This is a genomic window from Rhodococcus tibetensis, from assembly GCF_024438035.1.
Lineage (GTDB): Bacteria > Actinomycetota > Actinomycetes > Mycobacteriales > Mycobacteriaceae > Rhodococcus_F > Rhodococcus_F tibetensis.
The window spans coordinates 141,518-163,790 of record NZ_JANFQF010000006.1; the positions used below are offsets into that span (position 1 = coordinate 141,518).

Here is a 22,273-nt window from a genome sequence, read left to right on the forward strand (position 1 = left end):
CGCACTCGCCCGGCGGGGTCTACGTATGCCGCCACCCCCCTGATGAGGCAGGATGAGGATGGCCGTCTGTAGGCGTCGAGCCGGCCCGTCGGTCCGCTCGGCTGTAGTGGAACCGGCGAGTGCTGATGAACCGAGGAGAGCAATGTCCGAACCAGCCGACGAACGACCAGGATTTCATCGAGTCCTTCTCAAACTCGGTGGCGAAATGTTCGGTGGTGGGAAGGTCGGCCTCGACCCCGACGTCGTGACGAAGGTCGCCGAGCAGATCGCCGGGGTCGTGCGGTCCGGCGTGCAGGTGGCCGTAGTCATTGGAGGCGGAAACTTCTTCCGCGGTGCCGAACTGCAGCAGCGAGGCCTCGACCGTGCTCGTTCCGACTACATGGGCATGCTCGGTACCGTGATGAATTGCCTTGCACTTCAGGATTTCCTGGAGAAGGAGGGTGTCGACAGCCGCGTCCAGACGGCGATCACCATGGGGCAGGTGGCCGAGCCGTACATCCCGCTACGCGCGCAGCGTCACCTCGAGAAGGGGCGCGTCGTGATCTTCGGGGCTGGAATGGGCATGCCCTATTTCTCCACCGACACCACGGCCGCGCAACGTGCACTCGAGATCGGCGCCGAGGTGGTGCTGATGGCGAAGGCAGTCGACGGCGTGTTCACCGCGGATCCCAACCTCGATCCCACCGCCACGATGTACACGCAGATCACGCACCGCGAGGTCATCGAACAGGGACTCAAGGTGGCTGATGCGACCGCATTCAGTCTCTGCATGGACAACGAAATGCCCATCATGGTGTTCAATCTGCTCACCGAGGGGAATATCGCCCGGGCGGTTTCCGGTGAGAAGATCGGAACGCTCGTCAAGTCATGACCGTGAGTGGCACGCTCGACCCAGAGTTTCTCGAAGTAGAAGCAGTGACGAATCGATGCAGAACGACATGGAGGAACAGCCGTGATTGATGAAGCTCTCTTCGAAGCCGAGGAGAAGATGGAGAAGGCTGTCACGGTGGCCAAGGACGATCTGGGTTCCATCCGGACGGGCCGGGCGAATCCTGGAATGTTCTCGCGCATCGGCATCGACTACTACGGTGCATTCACGCCGATCACGCAGCTGGCCAGTATCAACGTGCCGGAAGCCCGGCTCGTGGTGGTCAAGCCCTACGAAGCTTCGCAGCTCGGGCCCATCGAGAACGCGATCCGTAACTCCGACCTGGGCGTCAACCCGTCGAACGACGGCAACCTGATCCGCATCTCCGTGCCGCAGCTCACCGAGGAACGCCGCCGCGAACTGGTGAAGCAGGCGAAAGCGAAAGGTGAGGACGCGAAGGTCTCGGTGCGTAACGTGCGCCGCAAGGCAATGGATGAGCTGTCCCGCATCCAGAAGGACGGCGAGGCAGGGGAGGACGAGGTCGGGCGCGCCGAGAAGGAACTCGACAAGACGACCGCCCGTTACGTCGCGCAGATCGACGAGCTGGTGAAGCACAAGGAAGCCGAGTTGCTCGAAGTTTGAGCCCGGGACGAGGAGTGGATCGGGGACAGTGACCGTGCCAACAGAACACGGGACCCCAGGGGGACCGATTTCCGAGGGTGAGCCCTCCGTGCCGTCGGAGGGAACGCATCCGGCACAGTCGGAGGTACCCCCGGTCACCGGATCGAAAGCGGGGAGAAACCTTCCCGCGGCGATCGCCGTCGGCGCCGGCCTCGGTGTCTCGCTGATCCTCATCCTCGTCTACATACCGCTGGTGTGGATCGGCGTCGTGTCCGTCGCGATGGCCGTGGCCACCTGGGAGGTCACCAAGCGGTTGCGGGAAGCCGATATCAGCGCTCCTCGGATACCGCTTCTCGTCGGCGGGCAAGCCGTCCTGTGGCTGGGTTGGCCGTTCGGCCCGGAGGGGGTTCTCAGCGCATTCGCGGGCACCGCCCTGGTGTGCATGGTCTGGCGTCTGTTCGACCACGGGCTCAAGGCGACCCCGCGGAACTACCTGCGCGACACGGCGATCACGGTATTCGTGGCCGCGTGGATTCCGCTATTGGCCTCATTCGCTGTGCTGATGGTGCTGCAGGACGACGGGGCGGGCCGGGTGCTCTGTCTGATGATCGGGGTGGTCTGCTCCGATGTCGGTGGCTACGCCGCCGGAGTACTCTTCGGCAAGCATCCGATGGTGCCCGCGATCAGCCCGAAGAAGTCGTGGGAGGGATTCTTCGGTTCCCTGCTGTTCTGCGTGATCGGCAGTCTGCTCACGGTCACCCTGATCCTCGGCGAGAACCCGATGATCGGCGTACTTCTCGGTTCCGTCCTGGTAGTCACCGCGACGCTCGGCGACCTGATCGAATCCCAGGTCAAACGTGAACTACGGATCAAGGACATGGGCACCTTGCTTCCAGGACACGGCGGAATCATGGACCGTCTCGACTCCCTGCTGCCGTCGGCGTTCGTGACGTGGCTGGTGCTCACGGTCCTCGTGTGACCGACCAGCCGTGACCATTCCCAGCCCGAACATCTGGCATTGGCCCGACACGTATGAGATCGAGAACCGGGCGCAGGACATCGACGGTGCCCTGTTCCGGCATCTGCGGTCCACGCTGGACTGGGCAGGCAAGACCGTCGTCGACGTCGGTTGCGGTTCCGGCTTCCATCTCCCCGCCTTCGCCGAAGCTGGGGGGACGGTGATCGGCGTCGAACCACATCCGCCGCTGATCGCACTCGCGCGGCAGCGGGTGTCGCAGTTGCCCCACGTCCGCATTCTCGCGGGATCGGCCGAGCAGATACCCCTCGAGGAGTCGAGCGTCGACCTGGTGCATGCCCGAACCGCCTACTTCTTCGGCCCCGGATGTGGACCCGGAATCATCGAGGCGATGCGGGTGCTGCGACCGGGAGGTGCGCTCGCGGTCGTCGATCTCGACGCGAGCGTCGAGCCATACGGTGCGTGGATGCGCGCGGACCTACCGCAGTACAATCCGGGCGCGGTCGAAGCATTCTTCTCGGCACAGGGCTTCGACCTGACCCGGGTCCAGACGCGCTGGCTCTTCCCCGATCGGGAATCGCTGCGCCGCGTCCTGGGCATCGAGTTCACGCGCCGCACGGCGGCGAAGGCTTATGCGCAGACGCCCGGCGTGGCTCTCGACGTGCGCTACCGCGTGCACTTTCGCCGCAAGCCTGCCGGGCTGGAAGTACTGCGAACCGATTGACTACCGACCCGCTTGATTACTGGGGTGCTTGATTACTGACGTGGCGCGATGTGGAAAAGCTTCGCGAGCGCGTTAATCTTCTTGGCTTTCGCGAGTTTCGGCAGGTCACTGCCGTCGCGCACCCGCGATCCGTCCTCACCGAGGTCGGCGATCACGTCCATGGCCCATTCGGCCTCCGCGGGGGAGGGGCTCAGCGCACCGTTCACGGGTGCCGTCTGAGCGATGGTCATGCACAGTTTCCCGCTCATTCCCATCGACAGCGTGAGCGCCGACGCGCGCATCAGGGCGTCGACGTCCGAACCGAGGGTCGGCCCGTCGATCGGTGCGGCGATCCGGGCGGCGCGGCTCGCGATCGTCAACCGTGAGCGCGGATACGCCATGGCCAGCGGGGAATCGTCCATCCCCGTGTCGCGCCGGAAGTCGCCGCTACCGAACGCCAGGCGAAACGTCGCCTCGGCGCGGGCGATTTCCGGAGCAGCCTCGAGACCCATCGCGGATTCGACGAGCGCGAGCACTTTGGTCCCCGCGGGAAGACGGTCGGCGGTGGCGTCGACCTGCATTCCACTCTCGGTCTTGGCGAGCATGACGCCCTCGAGCCCCGGCGCCCCGTTCAGCGCCGCGAGATCGTCGGCCCAGAAGGGTGTGGTCGCATCGTTGATGCGGACCCACGCACGCCGATTCTCACCGAGCCAGGCGACCACGTCGGCGCGGGCCCGAGGCTTCCGGTCGGGGGTTACGGCGTCCTCGAGATCGAGGATGACAGCGTCGGCGGCGCTAGCATGCGCCGCCTCGAAACCTTCGGGCTTGCCGGCGGGAACCAGCAGCCAGGATCGCGCCTGCTCGGCAGCGATACGCGGTGCCACAGTCGTCTCCATGTCGGCCTTCACAGTCGTACCGTTCCGGTGATATCCACGACAACCATCATGCGCGGCCAATGCCGGCCCGATCCACTTGCGTAACTATTGTTCAGTCAGTAATTAGTGTTCAGGCGGTGCTGCCGGTTTGCCGCTCGCCGGATCTGGATGATCCGGATGCCTCCCGCGAGGGCCATGATCACTGCGCCGGCGATCGACGCGAGCAACAGCGACACGCCGAGTGGCAGCGTGAACTCCCAGGCGAACAACTCCAGCGTTGCGCTGTCGAGGTTCTGCAGGATGAACACGAGAAGCAGTACGAGAACGATGATTCCGATCACGAGGCCGGTCCACGTCGCGCCCGCCCTGGTGTGTTTGATGCCCTTCTTCCGCGCGACGTCGGGATGCTGGGTTCCCGGGTGTGCCGTATCGGGGTAGGGAGGATCGGCGGGCGCGGGCCCGCCGACAGCACCGCCGCCCGGGACGTCCGTAGGGGAGTGTGAGGGGTCGTCCGGTGTTGTCGACATAACTCGATCTTCACCCACTCGGGGCCGTTCTGCACCCGCATCCGACGGCGGAATGGCGTCGATCACGTATCCGCACGACTTCGGCCCCCGAATCAATGGGACAATGGAAAAACTATGGCTGTTTCGCTCCCCCTCGTTTTCACCGCGCCCCGGCGCGGGATGCCGCCCAAGCATCTCGCGGACCTCGACTCCGCCGAACGCCGGAAGGCCGTCGAGGAACTGGGCCTGCCCGGCTTCCGGGCCGACCAGCTGGCCCGGCAGTACTACGCGCGACTCGAGGCGGATCCGGAGAAGATGACCGATCTCCCTGCCGCAGTCCGCGAGCAGGTGGGGGCGGCGCTCTTCCCCACGTTGCTGACGCCTGTCAAGCACTTGGCCTGCGACGGCGGAGATACCCGCAAGACCCTGTGGAAGGCGAACGACGGGACACTGCTCGAGAGTGTTCTGATGCGCTACCCCGACCGTGCGACACTGTGTATCTCGAGCCAGGCCGGGTGTGGGATGGCGTGTCCGTTCTGCGCGACCGGCCAGGGCGGGTTGCAGCGCAACCTGTCGACTGCCGAGATCGTCGACCAGGTGCGCGCCGCTGCCGCCTCCCTGCGAGACGGTGAGTTGGCCGGCGGGCCGGGCCGCCTGTCGAATGTGGTGTTCATGGGCATGGGTGAGCCCCTCGCCAATTACAAGCGTGTGGTCGCAGCGGTGCGTCGTATCACCTCGCCCGCTCCCGACGGCCTCGGGCTGTCGCAGCGCTCGGTGACGGTTTCGACGGTCGGGCTGGCGCCCGCCATCCGCAAGCTCGCCGACGAGGATCTCAGCGTCACTCTCGCGGTGTCACTGCACACACCCGACGACGAACTACGCGACACCCTGGTTCCTGTGAACAATCGCTGGTCCGTGGCCGAAGTCCTCGATGCTGCGCGCTATTACGCGGACAAGTCGGGCCGACGCGTCTCCATCGAGTACGCCCTCATCCGGGAGGTCAACGACCAGCCGTGGCGCGCGGACCTGCTGGGCAAGAAGCTGCGCAAGGCCCTCGGTCCTCTCGTGCACGTAAACCTCATACCGCTCAATCCCACTCCGGGCAGTGAGTGGGACGCCAGCCCCAAGCCGGTGGAGAAGGAATTCGTCCGGCGCGTGATCGCGCAGGGAGTGTCCTGCACTGTGCGGGACACCCGCGGGCAGGAGATCGCTGCGGCGTGCGGGCAGCTTGCCGCCGAGAACTGAATCCACGCCGAGACGAGCGACACCAGACGAACGAAACCCCTCGTCGCCGAGGAATCGGCGCGAGGGGTTTCGTCGTAAACGACGTGCTGACCCAGGTCGAGGTACTAGCGGGGCTTACGCCGCAGGATGATGTCGCGGACGAGAACGACGACCATGAGACCTGCGCAGCCGACCAGCCACAGGTCCTCGACCCGGCCGGTGTGGTTACCGATGATCATGAGCAGCAGGAACAGCGCGAAGAACCAGCCGAAGAAGCGGAACGTCTTGGGTGCTTCACCACTCCAGCCCCACGCCGCCGACGGGACCTCGGCCGTATCGACGTGTGCGGCCACGACGGGGTCGCTGGACGAGGGCTCCAACTGGGTACCGGCCACGATCGATCCTCCTGCAGATTCGGTTGCGCTACTCGCCATATCGTGACATACGACCGTCCGTCGTATGTACTGGGGCCATCCATGGCGGGCGGTCGTTGTTCGATCAGGAACAATGACTGGGTGGATGAAACCAGGCCCACCCGCGTCCTGCTGCTCGGCAGCACAGGTTCGATCGGTACCCAGGCGTTGGAGGTGATGGCGGCCAACCCCGGCAAGTTCTCGGTCGTCGGCCTCGCTGCCGGTGGTGGGAATGTCGATCTCCTGACACGTCAAATCTCCGAAACAGGTGTGACTTCCGTCGCAGTCGCCGATCCGCGGGCTGCGGCAGCACTGAATCTGCCAGGAGTGCTGAGCGGTCCTGGCGCGGTCACCGAACTGGTGAAAACCACCGAAGCGGACGTAGTCCTCAACGCGCTCGTCGGCTCCCTGGGTCTGGAACCGACCCTGGCCGCACTGGAGTCCGGTGCACGGCTGGCGCTCGCGAACAAGGAGTCCCTCGTAGCGGGCGGGCCCCTCGTCACCGCTGCCGCGGCGCCCGGTCAGATCGTGCCCGTGGACTCCGAGCACTCCGCGCTCGCCCAGTGCCTGCGCGGAGGCAGCGCGGACGAGGTGGCTCGCCTCGTTCTCACGGCCTCGGGAGGTCCCTTCCGGGGATGGTCCGCTGCGCAACTCGAATCGGTCACTCCCGAGCAGGCTGGCGCCCATCCCACCTGGTCGATGGGCCCGATGAACACGTTGAACTCCGCAACGCTGGTGAACAAGGGACTCGAACTCATCGAGACCCACCTGCTGTTCGGCATCGAGTACGACCGCATCGACGTTACGGTTCACCCGCAGTCGATCGTGCACTCGATGGTTACGTTCACCGACGGCTCCACGCTGGCGCAGGCCAGCCCACCCGATATGAAGCTGCCCATCGCGCTTGCACTCGGCTGGCCGGAGCGGGTCGCGGGGGCTGCCGTCCCCTGCGATTTCACCAGTGCGTCCCGGTGGGACTTCGAGCCACTCGACTCGTCCGTCTTCCCTGCTGTCGACCTCGCGAGGGAGGCAGGCAGGGGCGGCGGTTGCCTCACCGCCGTCTACAACGCTGCCAACGAGGTCGCGGCTCAGGCATTCTTGGACGGGATCATCCGATTCCCGGTCATCGTCCGTACCGTCGCCGCCGTGCTGTCCGAGGCGGACGAGTGGTCGGCGCCACCGGCTACCGTGGAAGACGTACTGGCCGCCGACGGCTGGGCACGTGACCGAGCACGTCAGCTCGTGAAGCAGGAAGGCTAGAACTGCATGGTGTTCGCAGTGGGCGTTGTTCTCTTCGCCCTCGGGATCGCGCTGTCGATCGCGCTTCACGAAGCGGGTCACATGTGGGTGGCTCAGGCCACCGGCATGAAAGTCCGTCGATACTTCATCGGTTTCGGTCCCAAGATCTTCTCCTTTCGTCGCGGGGAGACCGAGTACGGCCTGAAGGCGCTGCCGCTCGGTGGCTTCTGCGACATCGCGGGAATGACGGCCCTCGACGAACTCGCACCGGACGAGGAAGACCGGGCGATGTACAAGAAGTCGACCTGGAAGCGCCTCTTCGTGATGTCCGGCGGCATCGGCATGAACTTCCTCCTCGGCCTCGTCCTGGTGTACGTCCTCGCCGTCGGGTGGGGTCTGCCCGACCTCAACCGGCCCACCCACGCCGAGGTCGGGTCGGTCGGATGTGTGGCCACCACCCAGGGTCCCGCGCCCGACTTCGCGCTGGCGCCATGCACCGGTACCGGTCCCGCTCAGGAGGCCGGTATCCGGGCGGGCGACGTCATCACTGCGGTGGGCGGCAAGGAGACGCCGACCTTTGCGGATGTCGCCGCCGCTACCCGGCCGCTGTCGGGAGCGGTCGACTTCACGATCGAGCGGGACGGCATCGAGCAGACGGTCGTCGTTCCCGTCCAGCAGGTGCAGCGGTGGGTTCAGGAGGAGGGGGCGAGTCAACCACACGAGACGACGGTCGGAGCGGTCGGCATCGCCGCGCCCCCGGTCGTCGTCGAGCACTCAGCTGTGTCCGCGGTCCCGGCTTCCTTCGGATTCACCGGTGACATGTTCGTCATGACGGCCGAACGTCTGGTGCAGATGCCGAGCAAGGCTGTCGATCTGTGGCACGCCGTGACGGGCGGTGAACGGGACCCTGAGACACCGATCTCCGTGTACGGCGCCAGCGTCATCGGCGGCCAGATTGCCGAACAGGGCATCTGGGAAGCTTTCGTACTCCTCTTGGCGAGCCTCAACTTCTTCCTCGGCATGTTCAACATGCTTCCGCTGCTCCCACTCGACGGCGGGCACATGGCGGTGACGCTTTACGAACGGATCCGCGACTGGTTCCGGAGAAGGCGAGGACTGCCCCGAGGCGGCCCCGTCGACTACATGAAGCTGCTGCCCGTCACCTACGTCGTGATCGTCATCGGCGGCGCATACATGCTGCTCACCCTCACCGCCGACATCGTCAACCCGATCAAGCTCTTCCAGTGATCGCTAAACTCGGACCTGAAGCTACGAAAGAAGGCACCCACGTGACCAGCCCTGTCGGATTGGGTATGCCCGAAGGCCCGGCCGCCGTTCTCGCGCCCCGCCGCAAGACCCGCCAACTGCAGGTTGGGACAGTTGGCGTCGGCAGCGAATTCCCGGTGTCCGTGCAGTCGATGTGCACCACGAAAACCCACGACGTCAACGCGACCCTGCAGCAGATTGCCGAACTCACCGCGTCCGGCTGCGACATCGTCCGAGTTGCCTGCCCGCGCCAGGAGGACGCCGACGCACTCGCGACGATCGCGAAGAAGAGCCAGATCCCGGTTATCGCGGACATTCATTTCCAGCCGCGTTACATCTTCGCGGCCATCGAGGCGGGCTGCGCCGCGGTCCGTGTGAACCCGGGCAATATCAAGGAATTCGACGGACGCGTCAAGGAGGTCGCCAAGGCGGCCGGTGACGCCGGCATTCCGATCCGTATCGGAGTCAACGCCGGCTCGCTCGATCCCCGGCTCATGCAGAAGTACGGCAAGGCGACGCCGGAAGCGCTCGTCGAGTCGGCCCTGTGGGAAGCCGGCCTGTTCGAGGAACACGGGTTCGGTGATATCAAGATCTCGGTCAAGCACAACGACCCGGTGATCATGGTCGAGGCGTACCGGCAGCTGGCCGCTCGGTGCGACTACCCACTGCACCTCGGCGTAACCGAGGCCGGTCCGGCATTCCAGGGGACGATCAAGTCGGCCGTTGCCTTCGGTGCGCTCCTCTCCGAGGGCATCGGTGACACGATCCGGGTATCACTGTCGGCCCCGCCCGCCGAAGAAATCAAAGTCGGAACGCAGATCCTTCAGTCACTGAACCTGCGCCCGCGCAAGCTCGAGATCGTGTCGTGCCCCTCGTGTGGGCGTGCCCAGGTTGACGTCTACACGTTGGCCGACCAAGTGACCGCGGGGCTCGAGGGCATGGAAATTCCGCTCCGCGTCGCCGTCATGGGCTGTGTTGTCAACGGTCCCGGCGAGGCGCGCGAGGCGGATCTCGGAGTGGCCTCCGGAAACGGTAAGGGCCAGATCTTCGTGAAGGGCAAGGTGATCAAGACCGTGCCCGAAGCACAGATCGTCGAAACCCTCATCGAGGAAGCGATGCGTATCGCAGAAGAGATGGAGGGTGACGCGTCGGCCGGGACCCCCGTCGTGACCGTCAGCTGACCCCCGCCGGCCCTCGGCGTCGAAACGTCTCCCGTTTCCGGCGGGTTCGTGGCAATCTGGTGGGCAGAACCACTAGCTGACAAGGTTGGGTAGATGCTCAAGCTCCTCGGTGCCAAACAGTTGAGCAGTCGAGACGCGGCACACGTGCTCCGCGTTCTCGACGCCGATCCTGTCGCCGCCTGCATGGTCGCCGCGCGCGTCGAAGAATGCGGAATCGATCCGCGGATGATCCACGGGGAGTTGTGGAGTCGGGGAGGACCGCTCGAGTCGCTGTGTTTCTCCGGGGCCAACTTCGTTCCCCTTCGAGGCAGCGCCGACGACATGCGCGCGTTCGCGGATCGAGCCTGCCGGACGCCTCGCATGTGTTCGTCGCTGGTGGGCCGGGCCGAGTTGACGCTGCCGTTGTGGGAGATGCTCGAGATGGACTGGGGTCCGGCCCGCGAAGTCCGGCCCGATCAGCCTCTGCTCGCGTTGGCAAGCAAGCCGCACTGTCGCCCCGATCCACTCGTGCGCCAGGTCAGGATGCACGAACTCGAGCAGTACCTCCCTGCAGCGGTTGCCATGTTCATCGAGGAAGTCGGCGTCGACCCCCGCGCCAACGACGGAGGGCGCGGATATCGTCGCCGGGTCGCCAACCTCATAGCGGCCGGCCGCGCGTGGGCCCGGTTCGAGGACGATCAGGTGATCTTCAAGGCGGAAGTCGGGTCGGTGTCGTCCCGAGTGGGGCAGATCCAGGGTGTCTGGGTGCACCCGATGTACCGGGGGCAAGGTTTCGGGGCCGCGGGAACGGCAACCGTGGCCGAAGCCGTCATCGCCGACGGCCGAATCGCCAGTCTCTATGTCAACAGCTTCAACACCGTGGCCCGCAGCGCCTACGCGCGCATCGGTTTCAGCCAGGTCGCGACGTTCGCCACAATTCTCCTGGACTGACTCGCTGACTGCCTACCGTGTCGGCGGTGGTCGGGGACATACCATGAGCGGCGATGAACCTCTGGCCACCCCCTCGAGTCCGCGTCGTGCGGTCGATCGCCCTCGGCGGCGCGGCAGCGCTGATTATCGGCTCGACTGCGTGCACACCGAAGCCCGAAGGCCCTGAGCCGGCCGCTCACGCATTTCTCACGGCGTTTGCCGAGCGCGACTCCGAGCGGGCTGCGGAACTGTCCGATCGGCCAGGCGATGCCCAGCGGACTCTCGAGTCGGCCTGGGAGTCGCTACAGGCGGAATCCCTCGAAGCCGAGACGACGGACGTGCACATCAGCGGAGACACCGCCACCGTGGGGTACGCCTACGAATGGCACCTCCCGAAGAATCGGGTATGGACCTATTCCGGTGAGCTGCAGATGGGGCGCCGGAACGGGGAGTGGGCGGTTCGCTGGAGTTCCACCAACATTCATCCCCGACTCGGCGACCGGCAGACGATGTCGCTACGTTCCACTGCGGCCCCCCGCGCCCGGGTCAACGAGCACTCCGGCTCGGATGTTCTGGTTCCCGGAGTGGTGTATCGCGTCAAGTTCGACGCCGGGGAGTCGGGCAACGTCATCTCCACGTCGCAGGGCCTGGCCGCCGCACTCGCCCCGTTCGACAACACACTCACCGCGCAGTCGATCGCAGAATCTGCGACGGCGGTCGAGGGCGACTACCTCGTGACCCGATTGCGGTCGGAAGACTATGAGCAGGTCGCGGGCGTCCTCGCTAACCTTCCCGGAGTCAGTGTCTCGGACGAGGCGGACCTGGTGTCGACCGATCGCACCTTCGCCCCGGACCTCGTGGGGCAGGTGAAGAAGACGGTGATCGACGAGGTCGACGGCAAGGCCGGCTGGAGCGTGGTCACGGTCAACCAGAACGGTGTCGACACAGACGTTCTCACCGAGACGGCGCCACAGACCTCCCCGTCGTTCTCGATCAGCCTCGATCGGCCCATCCAAGTCGCCGCGCAGAACGCCGTCAACGCCAGGACCGATCAGACCATGATGGTGGTGATCCAGCCGTCGACCGGAGACGTTCTCGCGGTGGCGCAGAACAAGGCGGCGGACCGGGACGGGCCTGTCGCGCTGACTGGTCTCTACCCGCCGGGATCGACGTTCAAGATCATCACTGCCGGGGCAGCCATCTCTTCGGGGATCGCGACACCCGACACGATGGTGCCATGCCCGGGACGTATCGAGATCGGGGAACGCAGCGTTCCCAACTACAACGAATTCGCACTGGGCACTGTGCCGATGGCCACGGCCTTCGCCCGTTCGTGCAACACCTCGTTCGCGAAACTCGCCAGTGAGATGAGGCCTGATGCGCTGACTGTCGCGGCGTCGCAATATGGGATCGGCCCCGACTACCAAGTGGTGGGGCTGCCGACCGATTCGGGCTCCGTCCCGCCGGCGGGCGAGCTGGTGCAGCGAACGGAGGACGGGTTCGGCCAGGGCAAGGTAGTGGTCAGCCCGTTCGGGATGGCTCTGGCAGCGGCGACGATCGCGCACGGTTCGACTCCCGTCCCGCGGTTGATCGCCGGACGCGAGACCGTCATCGAGGGCGACCATCCGCCGATCAGCCCCGAGATGGTCGAGGGGCTGCGGTCGATGATGAGGCTCGTGGTGACCAGCGGAACAGCTGAGCGGATCGAAGATCAGGGCGAGGTATACGGAAAGACGGGCGAGGCCGAGGTGGAGGGGGGTTCCCACGCCTGGTTCGTCGGCTATCGAGGTGATCTTGCCTTCGCCACCCTGGTGGTGCGTGGCGGGAGCTCCGACAACGCTGTAGCCGTCACCCGGGACATGTTCACCGCATTGCCCGAGGGATATTGACCCGCTGGCCGTGTCGGCCGATCGGGGGACGCAGGAGTGGTCCGGTTCAGGGGCCCGGTCGGGGGACAGACACCGCCGTCAGGTGCGCCCATAGTTGGTGGTAGAAGATTTCCGCAGCCGCGGGATCGAGAAGACCACGTAGACAGGAACGCTCACACATGACACTTGTTTCGGAAGGAACCTGCGTGGACGCACTGCATGGCGTCCGCACCCTGTTGTTCGTCGGCAAGCCGGAAGCCGGCACCGAGCTGAATAGATGGCTCGAGCTGAAGCGGTGGGCGTCGGGCCGCGGAATCGCGTCGATCACCTCATGCGAGGGAGACGTGCTGTGCGCGATCGCCACCGAGGACGTGCTCGACGGGCTGTGTACCCCATCGGATGCCATGGTGATGCAGCAGGCGAGGGCCCGCCGGGTGCCCTGCGTCAGCGTCCGCAACGCCCGCCTGCTCGAGGATGCCCTCTGACGCGTTAGTCGTGTTCGGCCAGTTTCTCGGGGTCGAGCTCCGGGCCGCCCTTTCCGAGTTTCTTGTTCACGAGGACTGTCCCTGCCCAGAGGACGACGCCGATTCCGAGTAGCACACCGGCGATCTGGTACTGGACGATCGGCCGGTCGGCGAAGGGAGTCGCGAGGAAACCACACGTCAGGGTGCCGATGATCGGGAGGACTGTCGGTACTCGGAAGTGCTTGTGCTCCACGGGTTGCTTCCGCAGGACGAGCACGGTGACGTTGACGATGGTGAACACACACAGCAGGAGCAGGGCGGTGGTGCCGCCGAGCTCGGGGACTTCGCCGACAAACGTGATCAAGCCGAACGCGACGAGCGTGGTGAAGACGATCGCGACGTACGGGGTGCGCCGGCGGGCGTGCACCCTCCCGAACGGAGGAGGGAGTACCTTCTCGCGGCTCATGCCGTAGAGCAGCCGACTTGCCATCAGCATGTTGATCAAGGCGGTGTTGGCGACCGCGAACATGGTGATGAACGCGAAGATTCCGATCGGGAACCCAGGGGCGCCGGCCTGCACCACCTTCAGCAGTGGTGTGTCACCTTCGCCTAGCTCGCGCACCGGTACCAGGGCGATGGCGGTGATCGAGACGAATACGTAGATCGCACCCGTGACGAGGAGCCCCGTCAACAAGACCTTCGGGAAGATCCGGCTGGGTTCCTTGCACTCCTCGGCCATGTTGACCGAATCCTCGAAACCGACCATGGCGAAGAAGGCGAGCGCGGTACCCGCGATCACGGCGCCGACCGGGGACCGGTCACCGGTGTCGAAGGTGACGACCCGGGAGAAGTCACCATCGCCCACACCCAGTGCCCACAGACCGATCATGATGATGATCAGGAGCCCGGATAATTCGATGCAGGTGAGAACCACATTGGTCTTCACGCTCTCGCTGACACCACGGAAGTTGATGATTCCGACAAGCGTCATGAACGCGAGACCGAGGAGGGTGATGCCGATCCCGGTGGTGAAATCGAGATCGAAGGCTTCGACGAAGTTCGCAGCGAAGGCACGCGACGCCGTCGAGGCCGACGTGATTCCCGAGCACATCACGGCGAAAGCCACCATGTACGTCAGGAAGTGCACGCCGAAGGCCTTGTGCGTGTACAGGGCGGCGCCGGCCGCCTTCGGGAACTTGGTGACCAGTTCCAAATAGCTGAAGGCCGTGATGATGGCCACGAGGAACGCAACGAGGAACGGCAACCACACGGCGCCACCGACCTGGTTCGCCACTTTGCCGGTGAGAGCATAGATACCGGTTCCGAGGATGTCGCCGATGATGAACAACAGAAGCAGCCCGGGCCCCATGACCCGCTTGAGAGTCGGCTGCTCGGGTGTACCCGCACCGGATGCGTTCGAATTCGTGGCGTTCGAATCCGTTGTCGATCCCATGATCCACCGCCTTTCGCTGCGTCACGCTTCTCGGCCGAGAAGAGGCCTCTCGCTAGGGGAGTAACCCCAGCCTGCGCGCTGTGACCACCGCTTCGTGGCGGGACCGCGCATCCAGCTTGTTCATGGCACTGCGCAGGTAACTTTTCACGGTCTCGGCTCCTACCGAGAGACGCTGGGCGACTTCGGTGTTGGTGCATCCCAGCGAGACGTGGGCCAGCACATCGAGTTCGCGGGGGGCGAGGGTGATCCCGGGGTCGTCGGCCGTATCGTCGCGGCCAGCCCGGACGATGGCGGCGAGGCGCTGGGACAGCCCGCGCAGCCGCTCCTGCAATGGGGAATCGGAGACCGTCTGGGCGACACTCCGCAGTTCCGCGTGTATGTCTCGAAGTTCCTCGGTGGTGGCTCCGTCGACGCCCTGCACGTCCAGTGTTCTGAGCATCTCCAGGCGGCGGTCGACCTCGTCACGGACCGCAATCTCCATGCCGAGCCGGCGCGAGGCCTCGACGACGACATCTGCGGTGCGATCACCGATAGGGGCACGCTCGCGGCTGGCGGCGTAGAGGACCGCCCGGGACTCGCCCCGCACGATGACGGGCACGGCGAGGATGGATCGGAGGCCCTCGCTGAGTACGGGACGATCGAAATGATGCGTGATGGTCTGCGAGGTGCCGTAGTCGTTGACCGAGGCCGGCCTGCGCTGGGTCACCACTCGCCCGCCGAGGCCGGACCGCGGCGGGATGGCCAACCCCTTGAGGTTGTTGGTGCGGGTACCGAAGAACTCGCTGAGATGAAGAGTGTCGTCGTTCACCTCACCGCCGAAGAGAACCGGCACAACACCCTGGGCGGCGATAGTGCGCAGTTCACCACGCAAGGCATCGCCGTCCCGGGGGCGTAGTAGCGACGGGACAACCAAGTCGGTCACCCCTTTCCGGGGGTAGTCAGGGCGGTCTGTGAGCTAGATCATAACCGTAGCGAGTTCGGGCAAGGCCAGACCCTTACCGACCTGGCCCGACGACCACTCGGCCCGCGACACACTCGGCCCTGAGAACACATCGGCCCTGAGAACACAAGGAGTACCGCATGACCACCGATCCCACTGCACGCGTGCGTGAGTTGCTCGATCAGTACGACACGCCGACCGCCACCGCGGCGGAACTGCTGTGTGATCGACACCCCGCGGACGATGTGGCGTTCACCGTCGTGGAAGCCGACCTGACGTCGACGGATCTGACCTACGGATACCTCCGTGAACAGTCGTCGCGGTGGGCGGCAGCTCTGGCCGAGCTCGGTGTCGAACCGGGTGAGCACGTGGCGACGCTGATGGGCAAGTCGGCGGACTTGGTCGTCGCCCTGCTCGGTATCTGGCGCCGCGGCGCGGTCCACGTTCCCCTGTTCACGGCATTCGCACCCCCGGCCATCGCGTTCAGGCTCGGGGCGAGCGGTGCAAAGGTCGTTGTTGCCGATGCGAATCAGCTGGACAAGCTCGCGCCCGGCGAAGACATTCCGGCGGACGCGCCCTGGCAGGTGGTGGTCGCCGGCGACGAAAATTCCGGCAATCTGGACTTCGGGACGCTCGTTCAGTCGTACGATCCCGACGATGCCCGGGGCGCAGCCGTCACCGTCGGCGGCGACGGCCCTCTGGTCCAGTTGTTCACCAGTGGCACCACCGGAACCCCTAAGGGCGTGCCGGTCCCCGTTCGGGCGCTCGCGTCGTTCCACGCCTACCAGGAGTTCGGACTCGACGTCCGCAAGGACGACGTCTTCTGGAACGCCGCGGACCCGGGATGGGCGTACGGCCTCTACTACGCGCTGCTCGGACCGCTCGCCGCAGGCACCCGTTCCATCCTGCTGCATGCGGGATTCTCTGCCCCGCTCACCTGGAAGGTGATGGAGCGCTTCGGGGTCACGAATTTCGCGGCTGCCCCGACCGTTTACCGGAGTCTGCGCGCGGATCCGACACCGATCCCCGAGACGGTGCGGTTGCGGCGAGCCTCCTCTGCCGGTGAACCGCTCACGCCGGAGGTGATCTCGTGGTCGAAGGCGAACCTCGGCGTACCGGTGCGCGATCACTACGGGCAGACCGAGCACGGGATGTTCATCGCGAACGCCTGGGCGGAGGGTCTCCGGGACGAGGTCCGCGACGGCTCGATGGGTAAGCCGCTACCGGGCTGGGCCTGCGCGGTACTCGCCGACGACTCCGATGCGATCGCCCCACCCCGAACACCGGGCCGCGTCGCCATCGACACACAGAACAGCCCGCTCATGTGGTTCACCGGGTATATCGACGCCCCGGAGAAGACCGCGCAGCGTTTCACCGGCGACGGCCGCTGGTACCTCACCGGCGACGCGGGCCAGACCAACGAGGAAGGGTTCTACTTCTTCTCGGCCCGCGACGACGACGTCATCATCATGGCCGGATACCGCATCGGGCCCTTCGATGTCGAGAGCGTGCTCGTCATGCACGACTCCGTCGTCGAGGCCGCCGTCGTCGGAATGCCCGACGACCTGCGTGGCGAGGTACTCGAAGCCTTCGTCGTCCTCCGCGACGGAGTCGAGGGCAACGACGACCTCGAAGCCGAGTTGCAAACGTTGGTGAAGAAGAAGTTCGCCGCACACGCCTATCCGCGCACCGTGCACTTCGTCCCGCATCTTCCCAAGACCCCCAGCGGCAAGGTGCAGCGCTACCTTCTCCGCCAGAGATAGGCGCTTCGCGCCTGTGCGCCTTTTCGGTAGTTCCCGCTACCGGAAAGGCGCACGGAGAGGGGCGGGTCTACCCTGGTACCCATGTCTGTCCGCACAGCATTGAGCCCTGGAACCGTGTCGCCCGTTCTCGCCGTACCTGCGAGTATCGATCGGCCCGAGTATGCCTGGAAGCCGACGGCCAACGAGGGGCACGAGCCGTGGGTGCAGACACCCGAGACGATCGAGGCCATGCGCGTGGCGAGCACGATCGCCGCCCGCGCCCTCCAGGAGGCGGGAAAGGCGGTGGCGCCCGGGGTCACCACCGACGAACTGGACCGTATCGCCCACGAGTACATGATCGACCACGGCGCCTATCCCTCGACGCTGGGATACAAGGGCTTTCCCAAATCCTGCTGCACCTCCGTCAACGAAGTGATCTGCCACGGCATTCCGGATTCGACCGTCATCCAGGACGGTGACATCGTCAACATCGACGTCACGGCCTACGTCGGCGGGGTCCATGGAGACACCAACGCGACGTTCCTCGCAGGGGACGTGGCCGAGGAGCACCGGTTGCTGGTCGAGAGAACGCACGAGGCCACCATGCGGGCCATCAAGGCCGTCAAGCCCGGCCGTGCGCTCAACGTGATCGGCCGGGTCATCGAGTCGTATGCCCACCGCTTCGGCTACGGCGTGGTCCGCGACTTCACCGGCCACGGCATCGGCACCACTTTCCACAACGGACTCGTCATCCTGCACTACGACGAGCCGTCGGTGGACACTGTGATCGAGCCCGGGATGGTGTTCACCATCGAGCCGATGATCAACCTCGGAGACATCGCCTGGGAGGTCTGGGACGACGACTGGACCGTGGTGACGAAGGATCGCGCCTGGACGGCGCAGTTCGAGCACACGATCGTGGTCACCGAGACCGGCGCCGAAATCCTCACCCTGCCTTGAGCCCGGGCCAGTTGAAGGGCGCACTGCTCGTCGCCGGAACCACGTCGGATGCGGGTAAGAGCGTGCTCGTGGCCGGGTTGTGCCGGATGCTGGCGCGTCGCGGTGTGCGGGTGGCACCGTTCAAAGCGCAGAACATGTCCAACAATTCCGTTGTGACGCTCGACGGCGGTGAGATCGGGCGCGCCCAGGCGCTCCAGGCCGCCGCGTGCGGACTCGAGCCGAGTGTGCGTTTCAACCCGGTGCTGCTGAAACCGGGGAGTGATCGCACCTCCCAGCTTGTGGTGCGCGGCCGCGCCGTCACGTCCGTCGGCGCCCGCGACTACATCGAGCACCGCGACCATCTGCGGGTGGTGGTGGCCGAGGAGCTGGCGTCACTGCGCGGCGAATTCGACGTGGTGATCTGTGAGGGCGCGGGCTCACCCGCGGAAATCAATTTGCGGGCAACGGATCTGGCTAACATGGGACTTGCTCGCGCAGGCCGGATCCCGGTGCTTGTGGTAGGCGACATCGATCGCGGCGGAGTGCTGGCCCACCTCTTCGGCACGGTGGCTGTGCTCTCGCCCGAAGATCAGGCGTTGATCGCCGGCTTCGTCGTCAACAAGTTCCGCGGCGACGTGTCGCTGCTGACTCCGGGTCTCGAGCAGTTGTCTGCCCTGACCGGCCGGCCGACGCTCGGCGTCATTCCGTTCGCAGAGGAACTGTGGCTGGACGCGGAAGATTCGCTCGGTGTCGTAGGCGACGCCCCGGTCGGGCGTCCCGGGCCACCGGTGGGAGACGAATGGTTGCGGGTGGCCGCGATCCGCCTGCCGCGGATTTCGAATTCGACGGACGTGGAAGCGCTCGCGTGCGAACCTGGGGTCTCGGTCCGTTGGGTCACCGACCCCTCCCGCCTACAGGACGCCGATCTGATCGTTCTGCCGGGCAGCAAGTCGACAGTCTCGGACCTCGAGTGGATGCGTCGCAACGGAATTGCCGATGCCGTGGTGGCGCAGGCGAAACGAGGCCGTCCGGTACTCGGCGTCTGCGGCGGCTACCAGATGCTCGGCTCCGTCATCGTCGACGACGTCGAATCGGGTCGCGGCGCCACCACGGGTCTGGGGCTGCTCGACCTCGAGGTGGAGTTCGCGGCCAACAAGGTGCTGGGCCGGGTTACCGGCGACGCGTACGGAGTTCCGGTCGACGGATACGAGATACACCACGGACGGGTGCGGCGAAGCGGTGACCAGCCGCTGCTCTACGCGAGCACCGGCGCCGCGGAGGGCAGTATCCGCGGCGCCGTCTACGGAACGCACTGGCACGGGCTGCTCGAGAACGATCGATTCCGCCGTCTGCTCCTCGACGATGTCGCGGAGCACTCGGGTCGAACCGGATTCGTCCCCGCCCCGGACACCGACGTGGCCGCCGTGCGAGCCTCGCAGCTCGACCTGTTGGCCGATCTCGTCGAGAAACACCTGGATGTGGGCGCCCTGGAGACCTTGATCGAGGAAGGTGCTCCGGAAAGGCTGGCCACCATCGGATCTCGCCTCGATTTCTAGGCAGTCGCCCGCCGCACGATCAGCCATGCTCCGCCGGTACAGGCCAGCGCGGCCAGCACAGGCATCCACACCATCGGTACCGCTCGGGGAACCTCGACGAACCACGTGCCGATGCCCGGCCACCACTGCTGCCACGTGATCACGATTGCGGTAAGGCCCCCGATGAGGAGGGTGCCGACGCCGAGAGTGAACAGCCCCACGACCCGCCACCTGTGGTGGAGTGCACCCAGGACCATCCCTACGGCAGCGGTGAGAAAGAGGAACGCCAGATAGGTGCTCAACCGAACCGCGGGGCTGGAGGTGAAGTAGTTCGGAATAGTGAACATCCGCATGTCCACGCCCCAACCGTTCGTTGCTTCCTCGACGAGCGAGAGCACGTAGAGCAGGACTCCCAGTGCGACAACTTGCACCGCCGCGACGAGCAGGGTGGCCGAGAAGTAATCGCGGCGAGTGACACTCATCCCCAGCGCGAACGGGAAAGTTTGTGACATCGCTTGCAGGTGGAAGGCAAGGGCGAAGCCGAACAGGGCGAAGACGCCTCCGGTGAAGTTGCCGTTGTCTCCCGGCTGACTGACCACCGAGAAGATCCCCACGCCGATGACGAACGAGGCGAGCAAGATGCCGAACGGCCATGCGAGGAGTATCGGCCAGGAGACGGTGTGGATTCTGCAGACGGCGAGCACACGATGCGTCATCGGCGTTCCTCCTCGGCGGCGGTGGTGCTGTGCACCACGAGTTGTTGCAAAGTGAGCGGTTCGATCTGCAGTCCGTCCTCGGTGGCCCGCGATCGCTCGGACTCCGACAGGACGGCGCGTACCGTCACTCTCTCCTGATGGCCGAGCGATTTGCGGTGCAGCACAGTCTTTCCCGACGCGAAGCGCGTCACCGCCGGCGGCGGTCCCGACACGGCGAGAGCGGCCCCGCGCAAGTCGTCCGCGTTCTCGGAGAGCACGACCCGCCCCTTGTCGAGGAGGATCACGTGTTCGATCAGGTCGCTGACCTCGTCGATGAGATGGGTGGGAGAGCACGACCGTGCGCGGGTGCTCGGCATAGTCGGCGAGAAGGCGGTCGTAGAACATATTCCGCGCCACCGCGTCGAGGCCTGCCGCAAGGTCAAGAAGCTGTCTTGGCCAGCGTCTCGTCCCAGTGGAGGAGTAGGTGGCGGGCAGCGGCCATTACATGCCTGACCTTGAAGTCGTCCGGGTACTTCTGACTTTCCTTCACGAAGCAGACGTGGCTCAGAATCTGGGAGTTCTCGTGTGGTGGCTGCCCGAGAATTTCGACCTCGCCGGCACTCTGGAATGCCTGACCGGTGAGGATCTGCATCAGTGTGGGTCTTGCCCGCACCAATGCGTCCGAGCAGTCCGTAGATCTTGTTCCGGCCCAGCGTGATATCGACTCCGTCGAGTGCCGAGAAATTTCCGAACAGTTTGGTGACGCCGCGCGCCGTGGCCACGGTGGTGGTCTCGGATGCGGTGTCGAGTGCCGCGCCGGTCATCGCGCTCCCTCCCGTTCATCGAGCATGGTCTTCAGTTCGGTGATGCTGACGCCGAGTTTGTCCGCCTCGGTGACGAGGGGATCGATGTACTGGCGAGCGAACCGCTCGCGCCGGCGAAATCTCAGCGCGTCGCCGGCCCCCGTGGTGACGAACATTCCAATTCCCCGCTTCTTGTAGAGGATGCCGTCGGCAACCAGCTGATTGAGGCCCTTCCCTGCGGTTGCCGGGTTGATGCGATGGAAAGCGGCAAGCTCGTTGGTCGACGGCACCTGCCCCTCTTCCTGGAGGGAACCGTCGATGATCGCGTTTTCGATGAGTTCGGCGATCTGCTGGAACAGCGGTGTGCCGTTGTCGATCATGGCCTGCCCCGCCGCCAGTTGATCGGTTCATTACTCATGTAATGAACCATAGAACCCGAAAGGCTGTGAGCGCAAGGCGGCCCACATCGCGTAGGTTTTCTGCCATGGAACTGACGCACGTGGCTGTGGGTGACGGGAACTGCGCCGTTCGGCTCGACGGGCCGTCGAGTAAACACGCCGTCCTGCTGCTGCCCGGTGCGGGGGACGCCCCCGACGTCTACGACGGTGTGTGCGCCCGTCTGCACAATTCGGACCTGCGCACGATCGTGCCCGAGTCCATCGAGGGTCTGGATGATTCAGCCGTGATGGGGCTGCTCGACGAGCTGAAGGTCGGATGGGTGAACCTCGTGGGTAGCCGAGAGGGGGCCGAACTCGCCTGGACGCTCGCTGCCCGCCAGTTCGGGCGCTTCGCCAGCCTTGTGGTGGCGGATCGTGGTCACCCGGCGGCGCCCGACGGGAAGGGCGACATTCGCGAGGCAGGATGCCCACCGGTGGAGCTTCCGACCACCGTGATGGTCGGAAGCGCCACGCGGCGAGCCGAAGCCGATGCGAGCGGCCGCTTCGTCTACTCGGATTTCCGCGTCGTGGAACTGGAGGGCGTCAGCAATGTTCCGGTCGCCGCGGCCGCCGAGCTCGCCACCGAGATCGTTTTGCGAACAAGCCCCTGGTAGTT

The 22,273-nt window shown here is 65.5% G+C and carries 22 protein-coding genes and 1 pseudogene; 15 read left to right on the plus strand and 8 right to left on the minus strand.

Annotated elements, in window-relative coordinates; translation table 11 throughout:
• Positions 1 to 142: 142 nt before the first annotated feature.
• The 4 genes from pyrH (at position 143) to NOF53_RS09130 (ending at position 3,189) form a co-directional block, all read left to right on the plus strand.
• Positions 143 to 871 carry a UMP kinase gene (gene pyrH / locus NOF53_RS09115; RefSeq protein WP_255967480.1) on the plus strand — a complete coding sequence of 243 codons (729 nt, stop codon included), beginning with the start codon at positions 143 to 145 and terminating at the stop codon, positions 869 to 871.
• A gap of 81 nt (positions 872 to 952) precedes the next feature.
• Positions 953 to 1,510 (plus strand): ribosome recycling factor, encoded by a 558-nt coding sequence (frr, locus tag NOF53_RS09120; RefSeq protein WP_109330917.1) that lies wholly within the window; start codon positions 953 to 955, stop codon positions 1,508 to 1,510.
• Between the two features lie 28 nt (positions 1,511 to 1,538).
• Positions 1,539 to 2,468, plus strand: a complete 930-nt coding sequence (locus tag NOF53_RS09125; protein WP_255967483.1) for a phosphatidate cytidylyltransferase — start codon at positions 1,539 to 1,541, stop codon at positions 2,466 to 2,468.
• 10 nt (positions 2,469 to 2,478) lie between these two features.
• On the plus strand, positions 2,479 to 3,189 hold the full coding sequence (locus tag NOF53_RS09130; protein ID WP_255967485.1) for a class I SAM-dependent methyltransferase: 711 nt from the start codon (positions 2,479 to 2,481) through the stop codon (positions 3,187 to 3,189).
• A gap of 32 nt (positions 3,190 to 3,221) precedes the next feature.
• Here the strand turns inward: NOF53_RS09130 and NOF53_RS09135 are convergent, their stop codons facing one another.
• Entirely contained in the window at positions 3,222 to 4,076 is an 855-nt protein-coding gene (locus NOF53_RS09135) for an HpcH/HpaI aldolase/citrate lyase family protein (protein ID WP_255967487.1), read from the minus strand.
• Positions 4,077 to 4,159: 83 nt separating this feature from the next.
• A complete protein-coding gene (locus NOF53_RS09140) occupies positions 4,160 to 4,570 on the minus strand; it encodes a LapA family protein (RefSeq protein ID WP_255967489.1) in 411 nt (136 codons plus the stop codon).
• Between the two features lie 114 nt (positions 4,571 to 4,684).
• On the opposite strand from NOF53_RS09140, the gene rlmN reads away from it, so the two are divergent.
• Entirely contained in the window at positions 4,685 to 5,794 is a 1,110-nt protein-coding gene (gene rlmN / locus NOF53_RS09145) for a dual-specificity RNA methyltransferase RlmN (RefSeq protein WP_255967491.1), read from the plus strand.
• A gap of 104 nt (positions 5,795 to 5,898) precedes the next feature.
• Here the strand turns inward: rlmN and NOF53_RS09150 are convergent, their stop codons facing one another.
• Positions 5,899 to 6,168, minus strand: coding sequence for a DUF2631 domain-containing protein (locus tag NOF53_RS09150; RefSeq protein WP_255967493.1), 270 nt, complete (start codon positions 6,166 to 6,168; stop codon positions 5,899 to 5,901).
• A 120-nt stretch (positions 6,169 to 6,288) separates the two neighbouring features.
• On the opposite strand from NOF53_RS09150, the gene dxr reads away from it, so the two are divergent.
• The 6 genes from dxr to NOF53_RS09180 all read left to right on the plus strand — a co-directional run bounded on the left by dxr (position 6,289) and on the right by NOF53_RS09180 (position 13,134).
• Complete coding sequence (dxr, locus tag NOF53_RS09155) at positions 6,289 to 7,446, plus strand: 1-deoxy-D-xylulose-5-phosphate reductoisomerase (RefSeq protein WP_255967495.1); 1,158 nt, start codon at positions 6,289 to 6,291, stop codon at positions 7,444 to 7,446.
• A 6-nt stretch (positions 7,447 to 7,452) separates the two neighbouring features.
• A complete protein-coding gene (locus NOF53_RS09160) occupies positions 7,453 to 8,673 on the plus strand; it encodes a M50 family metallopeptidase (RefSeq protein WP_255967497.1) in 1,221 nt (406 codons plus the stop codon).
• 41 nt (positions 8,674 to 8,714) lie between these two features.
• Positions 8,715 to 9,872, plus strand: coding sequence for a flavodoxin-dependent (E)-4-hydroxy-3-methylbut-2-enyl-diphosphate synthase (gene ispG, locus NOF53_RS09165; protein WP_255967499.1), 1,158 nt, complete (start codon positions 8,715 to 8,717; stop codon positions 9,870 to 9,872).
• A gap of 93 nt (positions 9,873 to 9,965) precedes the next feature.
• Complete coding sequence (locus tag NOF53_RS09170; RefSeq protein ID WP_255967501.1) at positions 9,966 to 10,802, plus strand: GNAT family N-acetyltransferase; 837 nt, start codon at positions 9,966 to 9,968, stop codon at positions 10,800 to 10,802.
• Between the two features lie 53 nt (positions 10,803 to 10,855).
• Positions 10,856 to 12,670: a penicillin-binding transpeptidase domain-containing protein gene (locus NOF53_RS09175; RefSeq protein ID WP_255967503.1), complete on the plus strand. Its 1,815-nt coding sequence runs from the start codon at positions 10,856 to 10,858 to the stop codon at positions 12,668 to 12,670.
• Between the two features lie 185 nt (positions 12,671 to 12,855).
• Positions 12,856 to 13,134: a hypothetical protein gene (locus NOF53_RS09180; protein WP_255967505.1), complete on the plus strand. Its 279-nt coding sequence runs from the start codon at positions 12,856 to 12,858 to the stop codon at positions 13,132 to 13,134.
• A gap of 4 nt (positions 13,135 to 13,138) precedes the next feature.
• Here NOF53_RS09180 and NOF53_RS09185 read toward each other — a convergent pair whose 3' ends face one another.
• Positions 13,139 to 14,566 carry an APC family permease gene (locus NOF53_RS09185; protein ID WP_255967507.1) on the minus strand — a complete coding sequence of 476 codons (1,428 nt, stop codon included), beginning with the start codon at positions 14,564 to 14,566 and terminating at the stop codon, positions 13,139 to 13,141.
• A gap of 52 nt (positions 14,567 to 14,618) precedes the next feature.
• On the minus strand, positions 14,619 to 15,488 hold the full coding sequence (locus NOF53_RS09190; RefSeq protein ID WP_255967508.1) for a LuxR C-terminal-related transcriptional regulator: 870 nt from the start codon (positions 15,486 to 15,488) through the stop codon (positions 14,619 to 14,621).
• Between the two features lie 158 nt (positions 15,489 to 15,646).
• On the opposite strand from NOF53_RS09190, the gene NOF53_RS09195 reads away from it, so the two are divergent.
• The 3 genes from NOF53_RS09195 (at position 15,647) to NOF53_RS09205 (ending at position 19,743) form a co-directional block, all read left to right on the plus strand.
• Positions 15,647 to 17,269, plus strand: coding sequence for an AMP-binding protein (locus NOF53_RS09195; RefSeq protein ID WP_255967509.1), 1,623 nt, complete (start codon positions 15,647 to 15,649; stop codon positions 17,267 to 17,269).
• A gap of 81 nt (positions 17,270 to 17,350) precedes the next feature.
• Complete coding sequence (map, locus tag NOF53_RS09200; RefSeq protein ID WP_255967510.1) at positions 17,351 to 18,208, plus strand: type I methionyl aminopeptidase; 858 nt, start codon at positions 17,351 to 17,353, stop codon at positions 18,206 to 18,208.
• Between the two features lie 11 nt (positions 18,209 to 18,219).
• Positions 18,220 to 19,743 (plus strand): cobyric acid synthase, encoded by a 1,524-nt coding sequence (locus NOF53_RS09205; protein ID WP_374212595.1) that lies wholly within the window; start codon positions 18,220 to 18,222, stop codon positions 19,741 to 19,743.
• Here NOF53_RS09205 and NOF53_RS09210 read toward each other — a convergent pair.
• The 3 genes and pseudogenes from NOF53_RS09210 to NOF53_RS09220 all read right to left on the minus strand — a co-directional run bounded on the left by NOF53_RS09210 (position 19,740) and on the right by NOF53_RS09220 (position 21,600).
• Positions 19,740 to 20,438: an ABC transporter permease gene (locus NOF53_RS09210; RefSeq protein WP_255967512.1), complete on the minus strand. Its 699-nt coding sequence runs from the start codon at positions 20,436 to 20,438 to the stop codon at positions 19,740 to 19,742. The two genes, NOF53_RS09205 and NOF53_RS09210, sit on opposite strands and share 4 nt — an antisense overlap.
• Positions 20,435 to 21,241: pseudogene (locus NOF53_RS09215) on the minus strand (ATP-binding cassette domain-containing protein). Before NOF53_RS09215 ends, NOF53_RS09210 begins: the two are co-directional and overlap by 4 nt.
• The gene (locus NOF53_RS09220) at positions 21,238 to 21,600 is read right to left on the minus strand and encodes a GntR family transcriptional regulator (protein WP_255967514.1); all 363 of its coding nucleotides are present in this window, start codon (positions 21,598 to 21,600) and stop codon (positions 21,238 to 21,240) included. Before NOF53_RS09220 ends, NOF53_RS09215 begins: the two are co-directional and overlap by 4 nt.
• Before the next feature lie 104 nt (positions 21,601 to 21,704).
• Between NOF53_RS09220 and NOF53_RS09225 the strand changes: the two genes are divergently transcribed.
• Positions 21,705 to 22,271, plus strand: coding sequence for an alpha/beta fold hydrolase (locus NOF53_RS09225; RefSeq protein ID WP_255967515.1), 567 nt, complete (start codon positions 21,705 to 21,707; stop codon positions 22,269 to 22,271).
• Positions 22,272 to 22,273 lie beyond the last annotated feature (2 nt).

What these genes read in the sequence shown, in the direction of transcription:
- pyrH (WP_255967480.1), top strand. Translation starts at nt 143, where the DNA reads ATGTCCGAACCAGCCGACGAACGACCAGGATTTCATCGAGTCCTTCTC.
- NOF53_RS09140 (WP_255967489.1), bottom strand. Translation starts at nt 4,570, where the DNA reads ATGTCGACAACACCGGACGACCCCTCACACTCCCCTACGGACGTCCCG.
- rlmN (WP_255967491.1), top strand. Translation starts at nt 4,685, where the DNA reads ATGGCTGTTTCGCTCCCCCTCGTTTTCACCGCGCCCCGGCGCGGGATG.
- NOF53_RS09160 (WP_255967497.1), top strand. Translation starts at nt 7,453, where the DNA reads ATGGTGTTCGCAGTGGGCGTTGTTCTCTTCGCCCTCGGGATCGCGCTG.
- NOF53_RS09170 (WP_255967501.1), top strand. Translation starts at nt 9,966, where the DNA reads ATGCTCAAGCTCCTCGGTGCCAAACAGTTGAGCAGTCGAGACGCGGCA.
- NOF53_RS09175 (WP_255967503.1), top strand. Translation starts at nt 10,856, where the DNA reads ATGAACCTCTGGCCACCCCCTCGAGTCCGCGTCGTGCGGTCGATCGCC.
- NOF53_RS09185 (WP_255967507.1), bottom strand. Translation starts at nt 14,566, where the DNA reads ATGGGATCGACAACGGATTCGAACGCCACGAATTCGAACGCATCCGGT.
- NOF53_RS09195 (WP_255967509.1), top strand. Translation starts at nt 15,647, where the DNA reads ATGACCACCGATCCCACTGCACGCGTGCGTGAGTTGCTCGATCAGTAC.
- map (WP_255967510.1), top strand. Translation starts at nt 17,351, where the DNA reads ATGTCTGTCCGCACAGCATTGAGCCCTGGAACCGTGTCGCCCGTTCTC.
- NOF53_RS09210 (WP_255967512.1), bottom strand. Translation starts at nt 20,438, where the DNA reads ATGACGCATCGTGTGCTCGCCGTCTGCAGAATCCACACCGTCTCCTGG.
- NOF53_RS09220 (WP_255967514.1), bottom strand. Translation starts at nt 21,600, where the DNA reads ATGATCGACAACGGCACACCGCTGTTCCAGCAGATCGCCGAACTCATC.
- NOF53_RS09225 (WP_255967515.1), top strand. Translation starts at nt 21,705, where the DNA reads ATGGAACTGACGCACGTGGCTGTGGGTGACGGGAACTGCGCCGTTCGG.